10 protein-coding genes are annotated in these 15279 nt (G+C 70.6%); 4 read left to right on the top strand and 6 right to left on the bottom strand.

What is annotated here, in order from left to right:
* The 6 genes from dnaJ to QP939_RS14660 form a co-directional block, all read right to left on the bottom strand.
* Entirely contained in the window at positions 1 to 1170 is a 1170-nt protein-coding gene (gene dnaJ / locus QP939_RS14685; RefSeq protein ID WP_285457309.1) for a molecular chaperone DnaJ, read from the bottom strand.
* A 30-nt stretch (positions 1171 to 1200) separates the two neighbouring features.
* A complete protein-coding gene (gene grpE, locus QP939_RS14680; RefSeq protein WP_285457308.1) occupies positions 1201 to 1908 on the bottom strand; it encodes a nucleotide exchange factor GrpE in 708 nt (235 codons plus the stop codon).
* On the bottom strand, positions 1905 to 3776 hold the full coding sequence (gene dnaK, locus QP939_RS14675; RefSeq protein WP_285457307.1) for a molecular chaperone DnaK: 1872 nt from the start codon (positions 3774 to 3776) through the stop codon (positions 1905 to 1907). Before dnaK ends, grpE begins: the two co-directional genes overlap by 4 nt.
* A gap of 571 nt (positions 3777 to 4347) precedes the next feature.
* A complete protein-coding gene (locus QP939_RS14670) occupies positions 4348 to 5787 on the bottom strand; it encodes an alpha/beta hydrolase (protein ID WP_285457306.1) in 1440 nt (479 codons plus the stop codon).
* Between the two features lie 67 nt (positions 5788 to 5854).
* Positions 5855 to 6088 (bottom strand): hypothetical protein, encoded by a 234-nt coding sequence (locus QP939_RS14665; protein WP_285457305.1) that lies wholly within the window; start codon positions 6086 to 6088, stop codon positions 5855 to 5857.
* A gap of 30 nt (positions 6089 to 6118) precedes the next feature.
* On the bottom strand, positions 6119 to 6889 hold the full coding sequence (locus QP939_RS14660) for a DUF4097 family beta strand repeat-containing protein (RefSeq protein WP_285457304.1): 771 nt from the start codon (positions 6887 to 6889) through the stop codon (positions 6119 to 6121).
* Between the two features lie 174 nt (positions 6890 to 7063).
* Between QP939_RS14660 and QP939_RS14655 the strand changes: the two genes are divergently transcribed.
* The 4 genes from QP939_RS14655 to QP939_RS14640 all read left to right on the top strand — a co-directional run bounded on the left by QP939_RS14655 (position 7064) and on the right by QP939_RS14640 (position 15233).
* On the top strand, positions 7064 to 7597 hold the full coding sequence (locus QP939_RS14655; RefSeq protein ID WP_285457303.1) for a YbhB/YbcL family Raf kinase inhibitor-like protein: 534 nt from the start codon (positions 7064 to 7066) through the stop codon (positions 7595 to 7597).
* A gap of 149 nt (positions 7598 to 7746) precedes the next feature.
* Complete coding sequence (locus QP939_RS14650) at positions 7747 to 8346, top strand: hypothetical protein (RefSeq protein WP_285457302.1); 600 nt, start codon at positions 7747 to 7749, stop codon at positions 8344 to 8346.
* A 6-nt stretch (positions 8347 to 8352) separates the two neighbouring features.
* Complete coding sequence (locus tag QP939_RS14645) at positions 8353 to 10362, top strand: flotillin family protein (RefSeq protein WP_285457301.1); 2010 nt, start codon at positions 8353 to 8355, stop codon at positions 10360 to 10362.
* Positions 10359 to 15233, top strand: coding sequence for a DNA repair ATPase (locus QP939_RS14640; RefSeq protein WP_285457300.1), 4875 nt, complete (start codon positions 10359 to 10361; stop codon positions 15231 to 15233). Before QP939_RS14645 ends, QP939_RS14640 begins: the two co-directional genes overlap by 4 nt.
* Positions 15234 to 15279: the final 46 nt, after the last annotated feature.

The following is a 15279-nucleotide window of genomic DNA, read 5'->3' as shown; positions in this document are numbered from 1 at the left end:
TCACCTACCTTGGAGCAGCTCGGTGATCTCCGGCCGGGGGTCGTGCCCGGCCATCGCCTCGGCGTACGCCTGCAGTGCCTCGCGCGCCTTGTCGTCCAGTTTGGCGGGAATCGCCGCCTGGAGGGTGACGAGCAGGTCACCTTGCGAACCGTCGCGCTTGGCGATGCCCTTGCCGCGCACGCGCAGCACCCGCCCGCTCGCGGTGCCCGGCGGCACCTTGAGCGAGACCTTGCCCTCGAGCGTCGGCACCGTGATCGTGGTGCCGAGCGCCAGCTCGGTGAAGTCCACCGGCACGGTGATCGTCAGGTCGAGCCCCTTGCGGCCGAACAGCGCGTGCGGCGCCACGTGCACCCGCACGTAGAGGTCGCCCGCCTGCGCGCCGCCCCGGCCCGGCTCGCCCTGGCCGGCCAGCCGGATGCGCTGGTCGTCGTCGACGCCCGGCGGGATCCGGACGGTCAGCGTGCGCGTCCGCGTGCTGACGCCTTCGCCGCCGCACTCCGGGCACGGGTCGTCGATGATCGTCCCGCGGCCGCGGCAGTCGCGGCACGGCTCGGAGAACGCGAACGCGCCTTGGCTGCGGCTGACCAGGCCCGACCCGGAACAGGTCGGGCAGGTCCGCGGCGACGTGCCGGGACGGGCGCCGTTGCCGCCGCACGTCCCACAGGTCGCCGGGCTCGACAACCGCAGCGGCAGGGTCGCGCCCTTGACCGCCTCGGTGAAGTCGATCCGGACGTCGGTCTCGACGTCGGCTCCGCGCTGCGGCCGGTTGGCCGTCGCGCCCGCCGACGCTCGGCCGCGGCCGAAGATGCCGCCCAGGATGTCGCCCAGCCCGCCGAAGCCGCCCTGCTGACCGGCGCCGGCCTGGCCGAAGATGTCGCCCATGTCGAAGCCGCCGGTGCCGCCGCCGCCGGGGAAGTTGAACCCACCCCCGCCGCCGAACAGCCGCCGCGCCTCGTCGTACTCCTTGCGCTTGCTCGCGTCGGAGAGCACGCCGTAGGCCTCGGAGACCGCCTTGAACTTCTGCTCCGCCTGCGCGTTGCCGGCGTTCGCGTCCGGGTGGTTCTCCTTGGCCAGCTTCCGGTAGGCCTTCTTGATTTCGTCCGCCGTGGCGTCGGAGGAGACGCCCAGTTCACGGTAGAAGTCCTTACCGATCCATTCCCGTGCACTCATCGGGCGTCTCCTCCTCCCACTTGAACCGCCTTATTGCTGTTGTTCATCGACTCCGCCGTCGAGTGGCAGCTCGCCACCGACGGACGGGTCCACCGGGGCCGCACCGGGCTCGTGGTCGGTCACGCCGACCAGCGCCGCCCGCAGTACGCGGTCCCCGAAGCGGTAGCCGCGGCGCATGACCACGGTGACCGTCGGGCCCGCCACGTCCGGCGAGGTGTTGTGCTGCACGGCTTCGTGCACGCTCGGGTCGAAGGGCTCGCCCTCGGCGCCGAACGACTCGAGGCCGGCCCGCTGGAGACCGCTGATCAGCTTGTCACCGACCGCCTTGAACGCCCCGGTGAGGTCACCGTGCTGCTCGGCCCGCTCGAGGTCGTCGAGCAGCGGCAGCAGGTCGTTCACCACCGTCGCCTTCGCACCGAGGACGACGGCCTCCCGGTCACGCTCGACGCGCTTGCGGTAGTTGGCGTACTCCGCCTGCAGGCGCTGGAGGTCGGCGGTGCGCTCGGCCAGCTCCTTCTCCACGTCGGAGACCACGGTCACCGACTCGTCCACAATGGACTCGCCGAGCGAGGGGCCCGCGTGTTCCACGGGCACCTCGTCGGGCTCCGGGGCGGCGTGGGCCGGACCGGGCGGGCGGACCTGCCCGGTCTGGGGGTCCACCCGCCGCCGATCCCGCACGACCACCGGCTCCTCGGGGCCGCGGCCCTGGTTCTCGGATGCGTCGTAGCTATGGGTCACTTCTTCTCGTCCTCTTCGACGATCTCGGCGTCCACCACGTCATCGGCCTTGGCCTGGCCGCCGGCCGCACCGGCGTCACCGGCCGCACCAGCGCCCGGGGCACCCTCGGCGCCCGCCGCACCGGCGTTCGCGTTGGCGTACAGCGCGCTGCCCAGCTCCTGCGAAGCGGTGTTCAGCTTCTCGATCGACTCGCGGATCTTGGTCGAGTCGGTGCCCTTCAGCGCCTCGTTGGCCTCGTCGATCGCGGTCTTGACCTTGCCCTTGAGGTCCTCGGGCAGCTTGTCGTCGTTGTCCTTGACGAACTTCTCGGTCTGGTAGACCAGCGTCTCGGCCTGGTTGCGGGTCTCCGCCTCCTCGCGGCGCTTCTTGTCCTCCTCGGCGTGCGCCTCGGCGTCCTTGACCATGCGCTCGATGTCGTCCTTCGGCAGCGCGGAGCCACCGGTGATCGTCATCGACTGCTCCTTGTTCGTGCCCAGGTCCTTCGCGGTCACGTGCACGATGCCGTTGGCGTCGATGTCGAAGGTGACCTCGATCTGCGGCACGCCACGCGGGGCGGGCGGGAGACCGGTCAGCTCGAACATGCCGAGCTTCTTGTTGTGCGCGGCGATCTCGCGCTCACCCTGGAACACCTGGATCTGCACCGACGGCTGGTTGTCGTCCGCGGTGGAGAAGATCTCCGAGCGCTTGGTCGGGATCGTGGTGTTGCGCTCGATGAGCTTGGTGAAGACGCCACCCTTGGTCTCGATGCCCAGCGACAGCGGGGTCACGTCGAGCAGCAGGACGTCCTTGACCTCGCCCTTCAGCACACCGGCCTGCAGCGCGGCGCCGACGGCGACGACCTCGTCCGGATTCACGCCCTTGTTCGGCTCGCGGCCACCGGTCAGCTCCTTGACCAGCTCGGCGACGGCCGGCATGCGGGTGGAACCACCGACGAGCACGACGTGGTCGATGTCGCCGACGGAGATGTTCGCGTCCCGGATGACGTTGTTGAACGGCGCCTTGGTCCGGTCGAGCAGGTCCGAGGTGATCTTCTGGAACTCGGCGCGCGAGAGCGTCTCGTCGAGGAACAGCGGGTTCTTGTCCGCGTCCACGGTGATGTACGGCAGGTTGATGCTGGCCGAGTTCGAGCTGGACAGCTCGATCTTCGCCTTCTCCGCCGCCTCGCGGATGCGCTGCAGCGCCATCTTGTCCTTGGTCAGGTCGATGCCGTTCGTCGCCTTGAACTTGTCGACCAGCCACTTGACGATGCGCTCGTCCCAGTCGTCACCACCGAGGTGGTTGTCACCGGAGGTCGCGCGGACCTCGACGACGCCCTCGCCGATCTCCAGCAGCGAGACGTCGAAGGTGCCACCACCGAGGTCGAAGACCAGGATGGTCTGCTCCTTCTCGCCCTTGTCCAGGCCGTACGCCAGCGCGGCGGCGGTCGGCTCGTTGACGATGCGGAGCACGTTCAGGCCGGCGATCTGCCCGGCCTCCTTGGTGGCCTGCCGCTGCGCGTCCTCGAAGTACGCCGGGACGGTGATCACCGCGTCGGTGATGGTCTCGCCCAGGTACGCCTCGGCGTCGCGCTTGAGCTTCATCAGCACCCGGGCGCTGATCTCCTGCGACGTGTAGTTCTTGCCGTCGATCTCGGTCTTCCAGTCGGTGCCGATGTGCCGCTTCACGGACCGGATGGTCCGGTCGACGTTCGTCACGGCCTGGTTCTTCGCCGGCTGACCGGTCAGCACTTCACCGTTCTTGGCGAAAGCGACGATCGACGGGGTGGTCCGGGAGCCTTCCGAGTTGGCGATGACCGTCGGCTCGCCGCCCTCAAGGACGGCGACGACCGAGTTGGTCGTGCCGAGGTCGATGCCGACCGCTCGCGCCATGGTGCTTTCCTCCTGTGTAAGCCTGCTATGTTCGTGACCTGCACGTTCGTTCCCGCCTTGAGCGGGCCCGTGGCAAGTTTAGTCCGGCCTTCGCGCGCCTCGTCAAGCCGGACTTGAGTCGACTGCGCTCAACCTTCGTACCCAGCCTAACGAGCGGATTCGGGTTCTTGTTCCCGGGCCTGGAGTGGGTGGGCGATCGGGTTGGTGTGACGCCGCTCACCCGGCCGGTGACCTCGGTGGATGGGGTCGGTGGCCGGGCTTGGCGAGGCCGGGTGCCGGGGGTTGGACCCGGCTCGGGCCTGTGTTGGCGGTGCCGCTGCGGCTTGGCTGGGCCGGGCTTCCGCGGCCGAGCCGCCGAGCTCGGGGCCGCCGCCCGGCCAGGGGCCCGGGCGCCGGGGGTGGACCCGGCTCGGGCCGACCCCGCGGCTTCGCCGCGCGGGGTGCGACCTAGCCACCGGTCCTCCCGCGGCCGGACCCAGCCGCCGTTCTCCCGTGGCCGCCGGGCGGGTCACCAGCGTCAAGGCCACCGGGCGCGCTCGTTGGCTCTGCCAGGTCGCGGCTCCGCAGGCCCTCACCGGCACACCGCCCCGCGTCCCGGCGGCACCCCGCTCACCAAGTACTCCACCTCCGCCGCACGGGCGCATGCCGAGTTGAACAGCCCCGTGTGGCCGTCGTCCGTTCGAATCAGCAGTGCCGCTCCCTCGATGCTCGACGCCAGCCCGCGCGCCCAGGCCAGCGGCGTTGCCGGGTCGTGTGCGCCGCCCACCACCAGGATCGGCGGGGCTCCCTTCACCGGGTGCTGCTGGGGTGGGTTCTTCGGCGGGATCGGCCAGCCCGTGCAGCCGCTCGTGAAGTCCCAGTACTCCGAATACCGCCAGCTGTGTGGCGCCACCACGCGCAGCAGCCCGGCCATCGCGCCCATGTCCGCCGGTCCGGTGAACGGTGACGGGAAGTCGTGGCAGCCGATCGCCCGGTATGCCCCGTAGATCGGGGACTGGAACTGGTTCCGACCCGTCAGCTTCGCCGCGTCCGGGAACTCGCCGCCCGCCGCGGCCAGTGCCTTGCCCAGCGTTGGCCACTCCTCGCGGATGTACAAGTGGTTGTAGACGCCCGCCGAGATCTCGTCGGCCGTCGCGGGGCGCTTGAGGTCGCTCGACCACACCGCTCCGTGGGCCGCTCGGGACACCACGTCGTCGTAGAACGCCAGGACGTCCTCGCCGCGCAACGCGCAGTCGGCCGACCCGCGGCACCAGTCCGCGAACCGGACCAGTGCGTCTTCCGTCGCCGCCGCCTCTTCGAGGATCGCCTGGCGCAACGGGCGGGCGTGGTCGACCGCGCCGTCCAGGACCATCGTGCGCACCCGGTCCGGGTGCTTCGACGCGTAGACCGCCCCCAGCTCCGTGCCGTACGACAGGCCCAGCCACGAGATCTTCGGCTCGCCCAGCGCCGCGCGGATCGTCTCGATGTCCTCGGCCGCGCTCTGCGTGTCCGCGTTCTCCAGCAGCGGTCCCGTGCGGGCCAGGCACTCCTCGCCCACCTTCCGGTTGTGCGCCACCAGCGCGTCGTACTCCGTCCGGGTCGCCGGGAACCGGTTCAGCGCCGGGTCCCACAACCCCTCGCCGCACGTGATGCGCGGGGTGCTGAACCAGTCGCCGCGCGGGTCGAAGCCCACGATGTCGAACCGCTGCCGCAGCCGCGCGAGGTCCGGGGACGCCAGCCCGCCGAACTGGACGAACCCGACGCCGGAGCCGCCCGGACCGCCCGGGTTCACCAGCAGCGAGCCGATCCGGTGCGCCGGGTCGAGCGCGGGCAGCCGCGCCAGCGCCAACTGCGCCGACCCCAGCTCCGGCCGGGCGCGGTCGATCGGGACCTCGACCGTCGAACACTCCGCCGTCGGCTCCTGTGTTGTGGCGCATGGCCGCCACGAGAGCGAAGAAGCCTCCGCGACGGCCGGTACCGCCGCCGCGACCACGACCGCCGCCACGAGCGCGACGATCCCGCGTATCCCCATGATGTGGTTCCTCCCCCTGCACGCCGTCCTTCGGCGTGCTTCCTTCCTAACAGCGACCACCGACAACTCAGGAGCGGCGAGTAGTCCAGGAAGTGAAGAAGAAATCCGAATCCCCTTGCGACACAACGACTTCCGCCGGAGTGCTCGTCCAGGAGATCACTCGATAGTGGGAATCCGCGGCGACCGGCACCCCCTGAGCCGGCGCCGCGGGTTCCTCCCCCCGCGTGAAGCCCACGACGCCGAACATCGCGACGGCTCCCAGCAACGCGGCGGCGAGCACCCGCCGTTCGATCTTGCCCATCGGAAAAATGCCCCCGTAGTAAGGAAAAGGTCAGGCCGCGCGGACCGTGACGCTGCCGCTTTCGGTGGTGAGGTCGAGCGTGTGCGGCGCGGAGCCGTCGGTCGGGACGTCGATGTCGCGGTGCCCGCTGTCGCTGTCGCCGATCACGCGGTACGGCCCGCCCGGCACGGCCACCTCGACGCTGCCGCTGTCCGCCTTGATCTTCACGTTGTTCGCCTGCGTCAAGGAAAAGTCGACGCTCCCGCTCGACGACGTCACGTCGACCGGGCCGCGGACGTCGTTGCCCTTGATGCTGCCCGAGTCGGCGTGCAGCTGGACCTCGCCGACGTCACGCAGGTCGATGCCGCCGCTCTCCAGCCGCAGCTTCACCAGGCCGGGCACGTCTTCGACGCGGGCGTGGCCGGAGTCCGCGCGGACGTCCACGCTGGCCACGCCGGCGATGTCCAGCCCGCCGGAGTCGACCTGGCCGGTGACCGGCACCCCCGCCGGCACGACGACGTCGAAGTCGACCGAGCAGTTGTTCCCGCAGTCGCCGAGCACCAGCTGGTCGCCCTCGACGCGGTAGAAGGTGTCACCGGGCTTGCTGCGCCAGTGGTAGTCGACCTTCTGGTGCACCGACGACGGCCCCGAGCCGGTGCGGATCTTCACCGACCCCGAGTCACCCTCCAGCTTCACGCTGCGGATGGTTTCCGAAAGGGTGTTCGTGTTCTCGAAGTCCGATCCCCAGCCCCAGCCGAACGCGGTCGCCAGGCCGACGCCGATCAGGACGATGCCACCCAGAGCCAGAAGCGGGCGCGCCATGGTCGTTGGTCCCCTCAGTGTTGTTTCCTCTGCGTGAAGAACGTTATGACCGAGTGGGAACCCAGTACATGGGGGTAACCCCCCGAAGAACCCTGAGATCCGTCCCTGACACGCGCGGCCGGACCAGGGGGCCTAACCTGGCGCAAGACTCCAGTTCCATGATCAGGAGGATCCATGCCGCAAGCACCCGGCCCGTACGAATCCCTGCCCGACGTGCCGTCGTTCACCGTGCGCAGCGACGACGTCGCCGACGGCGAAACCCTGGCCACGCCCCACCTCTCCGGCATCTTCGGCGCCGGCGGCGAGGACCGTTCGCCGCACCTCGCGTGGGAGGGCTTCCCGGCGGAGACGAAGAGCTTCGCGGTCACCTGCTACGACCCGGACGCCCCGACCGGCAGCGGGTTCTGGCACTGGGCCGTGTTCAACATCCCGGCGTCGGTGACGGAGCTGGCGTCCGGCGCGGGCGACGGCTCCGGCCTGCCCGAGGGCGCGGTGACGCTGAAGGGCGACGGCGGGGTCAAGCAGTTCCTCGGCGCCGCGCCCCCGCCCGGGCACGGCCCGCACCGGTACTACTTCGCGGTGCACGCCCTGGACCTCGACAAGCTCGAGGTCGACGAGGACGCGACCCCGGCGTTCCTCGGCTTCAACATGTTCGGCCACACGCTGGCCCGCGCCGTGATCACACCGGTGTACGAGAACAAGGGCTGACCGCTTCAACGGCCCGGCACCGGTGCGAACCGGTGCCGGGCCTTTTGTCACCGTGACCCATTCGTAGTCGATTGCCCTGTTCAGCCGGGTTACAGTCCTGCTCCGAGGCTTGCGGCGCCGAAGCCTCTTGGGGGAAGGATTCGACGTCGATGAGCGGGTTCATCGCCGCGGCCACGGGTTTTCCGGCCGTGCTCTTCAGCTTCCTGCTGGTCGTCGTGATCGGCTACTGGCTGCTGGCCCTGCTCGGCGCCGTCGACCTGGACCACCACGGCGGGCTCGGTGACGGACTGTTCGCCGGCTTCGGCGGCGTTCCCCTGGCCATCCCGCTCTCGCTGCTCACCGCGTTCAGCTGGTTCCTCAGCCTCGCCGGAACGGTGGTTCTCCAGGCCGTCCACCCGGCCACGCCGGTGCGGGTGCTCCTCGGCGTCGCCGTCCTGCTGGTCGCCCTGGTCCTCGGCGCGCTCGCCACCCGGGTGCTCGTGGTGCCGTTGCGCCGGCTCTTCTCCGTGACCGAGCCGACGCGGGCGGACTTCGTGGGCCGGGCCTGCGTCATCCGCACGTCGACCGTGACGCACGACTTCGGCCAGGCCGAGGTCACCGCCGCCGACGGCTCGTCGGCGATCGTCCAAGTCCGGATGGCCGGCGAAGGCAACCTCCACGCGGGCAGCCGCGTGGTCATCCACGACTACGACTCCGAGGGCGAGTTCTTCTGGGTCAGCCCGCTGGAACTCGAAGCAGAAAAGGACTGAGCTGGAATGGATGCCATCGGCGTGGGGGCCGGCGTCGTGATCGCCGTCGTCGTCCTGATCGTTCTCGTGCTGCTGTTCGTCGTGAGCCGGCTGTTCCGCAAGGTGCCGCAGGGCAAGGCTCTGATCATCTCCAAGGTGCGCCGGGTCGACGTCACCTTCACCGGTGCCATCGTGCTGCCCGTGCTGCACAAGGCCGAGGTCATGGACATCTCGGTGAAGACGATCGACATCGCCCGCACCGGTCAGGAAGGCCTGATCTGCCGCGACAACATCCGCGCCGACATCCGGATCTCGTTCTTCGTGCGCGTCAACAAGACCGCCGAGGACGTCGTGAAGGTCGCGCAGGCGATCGGCACCGAACGCGCGAGCGACCAGGGAACCCTGCAGGAGCTGTTCAACGCCAAGTTCTCCGAGGCGCTGAAGACCGTGGGCAAGCAGCTCGACTTCGTCGACCTCTACACCCAGCGCAACGAGTTCCGCGACCAGATCATCCGCGTCATCGGCACCGACCTGAACGGCTACAGCCTCGAAGACGCCGCGATCGACTACCTCGAGCAGACCCCGATGGCGTCGCTCGACGCGGCGAACATCCTGGACGCGCAGGGCATCCGCAAGATCACCGAGCTGACGGCGATCGAGCACGTGCGCACCAACGAGTTCCGCCGCAACGAGGAGAAGGAGATCACCCGCCAGGACGTCGACGCCCGCGAGGCGATCCTCGAACTGGAGCGGCGGCAGACCGACGCGGAGATCAAGCAGCGCCGCGAGGTCGAGACCATGCGGGCGCGCGAAGAGGCCGAGATCGCCAAGGTGCAGGCCGAAGAGCGGCTCAAGGCGCAGGCCGCGCAGTTGCGCACGGACGAGCAGCTCGGCATCCAGCAGCAGAACCAGCAGCGCGAGATCGAGGTCGCGGGCAAGAACCGCGAGCGCGTCATCGCCATCGAGTCCGAGCGGATCGAGAAGGACCGCCTGCTCGAGGTGATCGGCCGCGAGCGCGAGACCGAGCTGTCCCGGATCGCGAAGGACAAGGAGCTCGAAGCCGAGAAGCGGTCGATCGCCGAGGTGGTCCGCGAGCGGATCGCCGTCGAGAAGACCGTGGCCGAGCAGGAGGAGAACATCAAGAAGCTGCGCGTGCTCGAAGAGGCGCAGCGCACGCGTGAGGCGCTCGTCATCCGGGCCGAGGCCGAGGCGCAGGAGAACCTGGTCAAGGACATCAAGGCCGCCGAGGCCGCGGAACAGGCCGCCAAGCACAAGGCCCGCGAAGAGCTGGTCCTCGCCGAGGCGCGCCAGCAGGCCGCCGAGCTGGACACGCGGGCCAAGATCCGGCTGGCGGAGGGGATCCAGGCCGAGGAGGCCGCCGCGGGGCTGGCCGCCGCCCAGGTCAAGGAACGCGACGCCGTCGCGCTGGAGAAGGTCGGCCGCGCCGAGGCGATCGTCGAGCGCGAGAAGGCGACCGTGGTCGCCGATGCCCTGCGCGACAAGCTGAAGGGTGAAGCCGAGGGCCTCACCGAGAAGGCCGCCGCGATGGCCGCGCTGGACAACGCGAGCCGGGAGCACGAGGAGTACCGGCTGCGGCTGGACGCCGAGAAGGAGATCCGGCTGGCCGCGCTCGACGTGCAGCGGGACGTCGCCGAGGCACAGGCGGTCGTGCTCAGTGCCGGGCTGGAGAAGGCGGACATCGACATCGTCGGCGGGGAGACGGCGTTCTTCGACCGGATCGTCGGCTCGATCGGCCTCGGCAAGAGCGTGGACGGCTTCGTGCAGCACTCCGACGTCGTCCAGTCGCTCGCGCGGCCCTACCTCGACGGCTCGGCCAGCTTCACCGACGACCTCACCAAGATCCTCGGCGCGGTCAGCACCGAGGACGTGAAGAACCTGACGCTGTCGGCCTTCCTGGCGCAGCAGCTGCAGACGGGCGGCCCGGACAGCGACAAGCTGCGTGAGCTGATGCTCACCGCGCAGCGGCTCGGCCTCGCCGAGACGTCGGTGGCCACCCTCGTGCCCGCGAAGCAGTGACCGCGGCCGGACCCGAGCTGGACGCGGGCACCTACGAGGTGCTCCGCGCCCGGCTGGCCGCGCAGGCGGCGGAGCTGGCGAAGCGCGCGGACGAGCTGAACGCGCGGCGGCTGGAGGTCTTCGGCGGCGCGCAGCTCGCGCTGGTCGGCACCGAGCGCATCCGCACCGCGAACAACTGCGTGCCGCGGGACATCGTCGCGGTCGGCGGGCGGATGTTGTTCGGCTACAACGTCTTCATCGGGCTCAAGCCCGAGACGGCGGTCGACGACGTCTTCTCCCTGCAGCGCTTCAGCCACGACGAAGACGCGTTCCGGTTCGACGACGTGAGCGCCGACGAGCTGCCCGAGCTGCTGCGGGACGAGCAGTTCGAGCGGGACTTCGGCGAGCTGTACCGGTACTACCGGCAGGCCCGGCTGCTGCAGCTGCGACGGCTGGACGGCAAGCTGCTCGCGGTGTTCCAGACCGGCCCGCGCACCGAGGACATCCGGGTGCTGCGGTGGACCGTCGCGGCCGACGGCGCGGTGTCCTACCTGGACAACCGCGGCGAGCGCGACCACGTCTTCCCACCCTCGCACGATTTCGAGTGGGTCGAGACCACCCGCGAGGACCACGTCCTCGGCCGGCACCCGCACATCTCGATCGAGAACGAGGTGTTCGTCGAGACCGTCGGCGGCACGCTGACGATCAAGGTCGAAAACAACACCGAGACCGGGGAGGGCGTCTACGCCGAGCCCGTCGACGAGCCGTTGCAGAGCCTCGCGGACGCCGAAGTCTCGTACGCGCGGATCGGCCCGCTGATCCTGCTGCGCATGCTGCCGTACAAGGAGACCGACTACCGCTACCTGGTCTTCAACACGCGCACGCGGGACGTCGCGCGGCTCGACGGCATCGGGCAGGCGTGCCAGCGGCTGCCGGAGGACCACGGCATCATCTTCCCCGGCGGCTACTACCTCGACACCGGCGTCGGCAAGACGTTCGACACGACGGTGGACGACCTCGAGTTCGAGCGCGTGATCCGCTCGCCCAACGGCGAGGACGTGCTGTACGTCTTCCACGCGCGGGCCGAGGGACGCACGCTCCTGCTGCCGTACAACGTGATCCGCAAGGAGGTCGCGACCCCGATCCCGTGCCACGGCTATTCGCTGTTCGACGACGGCACGATGATCCTGTTCCGCGCGTTGTCCGGCGAACCGAGCCGGGTGCACCCGATGCAGGTGTGGCGGACGCCGTTCCAGTCGGACACCTACGCGGCGGCCCAGCCGGCCGGCACCGGGCCGCTGGAGCGGATCGGGAACGCCGACCTCGTCCGCGGGATCTCCGACTGCCTGTCGATCACCCGGATGGCCGGCGAGATGGCGCCGTCGGCGGCGGTGTTCGAAGCGCTGATCGCCGCGTGTGCCCGGGTCTTCGACCACTACCACTGGCTCGGTGAGCCCGAGCTGGGTGACCTGCGCGGACCGCTGACCGACGTCCGGGTGACCGCCGAGCAGGTGCTGGACGAGTTCGAGACGGTCACCTCGCTCACCGCGCAGGCGGCCGAAGCCGTCGACACCGCGGCGGCCGACACCGCGTCGCTCGTGCGGCGGGTGCGGGGCGAGGCGCTGAACGCGGCGGACGCGTGGGTGCGCCGCCTCGCCGAGCTGCACCGGGCCCGCGGGCACCTGGTGACCGTGCGCGAGCTGCGCTACGCCGACACCGCCCGGGTGGACGCGCTGGTCGGCGAGCTGGACACGACGTTCTCCGAGACCGCCCAGCGGGCGGTGCGGTTCCTGCAGGGCGAGGACGCGTTCACCGGCTACCACGCCGAAGTGACCGCGTTGATCACCGCGGCGGGCGCGATCACGACGGTCGCCGAGGCGGCGCCGGTCACCGAGCGGCTCGACGAGCAGTCCGCCGGCCTCGCGGTCCTCACCGAAGTCGTCGGCGGGCTCGACATCGCCGACGCCGTGGTGCGCACCAAGATCCTCGAGCGCGTCGGCGAGGTGACCGGCGCGGTCAACCGCGCCAGGGCCACGCTCGACGCGCGCCGCCGGGAGCTGCTCGAAGCCGAGGGCCGGGCCGAGTTCGCCGCCGAGTTCGCGCTGCTCGCCCAGGCCGTGACGGGCGGGCTCGCGGTCGCGGACACCCCGGAGCGCTGTGACGAGCAGCTGGGCCGGCTGCTGCTGCAGCTGGAGAACCTCGAGTCGCGGTTCGGGGAGTTCGACGACTTCCTGACCGCGCTCGGGGAGAAGCGCACCGACGTCTACGAGGCCTTCTCCTCCCGCAAGCAGGCGTTGCTCGACGAGCGGGCGCGCCGGGCGGACCGGCTGGCGGGCTCGGCCGAGCGGATCCTCGGCAGCGTGACGCGCCGGGTCGGCTCGCTCGCGTCCGTCGACGAGATCAACACCTACTTCGCGGCCGATCCGATGGTCGCGAAGCTGCGCAATGTCGTCGAGGAGCTGCGGGAACTGGGCGACCAGGTCCGCGCCGAAGAGCTCGAAGGCCGGGTGAAGGCCGCTCGCCAGGAGGCCGGCCGGGCCCTGCGCGACCGGCTGGACCTCTACGGCGAAGGCGGCGAGACGATCCGCCTCGGCCGCCACACCTTCGCCGTCAACACGCAGGACATCGACCTGACGCTCGTACCGCACGACGGCTCGATGCAGTTCGCGATCACCGGCACCGACTACCGGGCGCCGGTGCGCGACGAGGCGTTCGAGGCGACGCGGCCGTACTGGGACCAGCTGCTCGTGTCGGAGTCGCCGGAGGTGTACCGGGCCGAGTACCTGGCGACGTCGATCCTCGCCGAACGGCCGGCCGCGGAGCTGGTCGAAGCCGACCTGCTCGACGTCGTGCGCGAGACCGCCGCGGGCCGGTACGACGAGGGGTATGCGCGCGGCGTGCACGACCACGACGCGGCCGCGATCCTGGCGGCCCTGCTGCGCCTGCGGTCCGCGGCCGGGCTGCTGCGGTTCCCGTCCGCGGCGCGGGCGGCCGCCCAGGTGTTCTGGGCCTACGGCGCCGGCGAGCGGGAGAAGGCCGTCTGGACGACGCGGGCCGCGTCGCTCGCGCGGGTCCGGGACGCGTTCGGTCCCCCGCCGGCGATGGCCGAGCTGGCGCGTGAGCTGACGGACGCCATGCGGGCGTTCTTCGACACCGCTGGGCTGGCGCTCGAAACCGAGTTCGCCGGGGAGTACCTGGTCGAAGAGCTGGCTGTGGCCCCGGCCGGCTTCGTCGCGAGTGCCGGCGCGCGGGCCGTGCTCGACAAGTTCCGGCTCGACCGGCGCAGCTTCACCGAGGACCTGGGTGCCCTCGACGACCTCGCGGACCGCCACCAGCTCGTGGAGGCCTGGCTGCGGTCGTTCGCCGAGGCAAGCGGCCTGCCCGCCGACGACCTCCCGGAAGCCGTCGCGATCGAGCTGTGCGATCTCCCGCGCCACGACTCGTCGGCGACGCTGGTGGCCACGGTGGACGGCCTGCTCGGCGCGCACCCGCGGATCACCGGCCGGGCGCTGACGCTGCGGCTCGACGAGACGCTGGCCCGGACCCACCGCTTCCGCCGGGACCGCGTGCCGGGGTTCCGCGCCTACCAGCGGCAGCGCAACGCGCTCGTGGCCGCCGAACGTGAACGGCTGCGGCTGGCGGAGTACCGGCCGAAGGTGATGAGCGCGTTCGTGCGCAACCGCCTGCTGGACGAGGTGTACCTGCCGCTGATCGGCGACAACCTGGCCAAGCAGCTCGGCGCGACCGGGGACGCCAAGCGCACCGACCAGTCCGGCCTGCTGCTGCTCATCTCGCCGCCGGGCTACGGCAAGACGACGCTCATGGAGTACGTCGCCAGCCGCCTCGGGCTGGTCTTCGTGAAGGTCAACGGGCCGGCGCTCGGTCACGGCGTCACGTCGGTGGACCCGGCCGACGCACCGGACGCGACCGCGCGCCAGGAGGTCGAGAAGATCTCGTTCGCGCTGGAGCAGGGCAACAACGTGCTGCTGTACCTCGACGACATCCAGCACACGTCGCCGGAGCTGCTGCAGAAGTTCATCTCGCTGTGCGACGCGCAGCGGCGGATGGAAGGCGTGTGGGAGGGCCGGACGCGGACCTACGACCTGCGCGGCAAGCGGTTCGCGGTGTGCATGGCCGGGAACCCGTACACCGAGCAGGGCAAGCGGTTCCGCATCCCGGACATGCTCGCCAACCGCGCGGACGTGTGGAACCTCGGGGACGTGCTGTCCGGCAAGGAAGAGCTGTTCGCACTGAGCTACATCGAGAACGCGCTGACCGCGAACCCCGTGCTGGCACCGCTCGCCGCGCGCGAGCGGTCCGATGTGGACGCGCTGGTCCGGATGGCGGGCGGGGACGGTTCGGTGCGCGCCGACCAGCTGGGGCACGCCTATTCGGCGATCGAGCTGGAGCAGGTCCTGTCCGTGCTCCGGAAGCTCCTGCGGCTGCAGCGGATCGTGCTGGCCAACAACCAGGCGTACATCGCTTCGGCGGCGCAGGCGGACGCTTCCCGCACCGAACCGCCGTTCCAGCTGCAGGGTTCGTACCGGAACATGACCAAGCTCGCCGAGCGGATCGTGCCCGCGATGAACGACGCGGAGCTCGAAGCCCTGGTCGACGACCACTACGCCGGTGAGGCGCAGACGCTGACCTCGGGCGCGGAAGCGAACCTGCTGAAGCTGGCCGAGCTGCGGGGACGGCTGTCGCCGGAGCAGGCGCGGCGGTGGTCCGAGGTGAAAGCCGCGTTCCTGCGAGCCCAGGCCCTCGGCGGGGACGACGAGGACCCGATGAGCCGTGCGGTCGGTGCCGTGGGGCTGCTGGCCGACCGGGTGGGAGCGGTCGAGTCGGCCATCGAGCGGGCGGCGGGACGGCTGGCGTCTGGAATACCAGACTGAATCGCGATCACGGGTCTAGGCCACGGCGTCGAAGACGCGGTTAATA

The sequence above is a fragment of the Amycolatopsis nalaikhensis genome, assembly GCF_030264295.1.
Classification (GTDB): domain Bacteria; phylum Actinomycetota; class Actinomycetes; order Mycobacteriales; family Pseudonocardiaceae; genus Amycolatopsis; species Amycolatopsis nalaikhensis.
Note: the sequence above shows the minus strand (reverse complement) of the source record. Positions and strands in the feature narration are given on the sequence as shown.

Bases quoted from the DNA above. Each gene is read 5' to 3' on its own strand.
- dnaJ (WP_285457309.1), bottom strand. From the start codon at position 1,170: ATGAGTGCACGGGAATGGATCGGTAAGGACTTCTACCGTGAACTGGGC.
- dnaK (WP_285457307.1), bottom strand. From the start codon at position 3,776: ATGGCGCGAGCGGTCGGCATCGACCTCGGCACGACCAACTCGGTCGTC.
- QP939_RS14670 (WP_285457306.1), bottom strand. From the start codon at position 5,787: ATGGGGATACGCGGGATCGTCGCGCTCGTGGCGGCGGTCGTGGTCGCG.
- QP939_RS14665 (WP_285457305.1), bottom strand. From the start codon at position 6,088: ATGGGCAAGATCGAACGGCGGGTGCTCGCCGCCGCGTTGCTGGGAGCC.
- QP939_RS14660 (WP_285457304.1), bottom strand. From the start codon at position 6,889: ATGGCGCGCCCGCTTCTGGCTCTGGGTGGCATCGTCCTGATCGGCGTC.
- QP939_RS14655 (WP_285457303.1), top strand. From the start codon at position 7,064: ATGCCGCAAGCACCCGGCCCGTACGAATCCCTGCCCGACGTGCCGTCG.
- QP939_RS14650 (WP_285457302.1), top strand. From the start codon at position 7,747: ATGAGCGGGTTCATCGCCGCGGCCACGGGTTTTCCGGCCGTGCTCTTC.
- QP939_RS14645 (WP_285457301.1), top strand. From the start codon at position 8,353: ATGGATGCCATCGGCGTGGGGGCCGGCGTCGTGATCGCCGTCGTCGTC.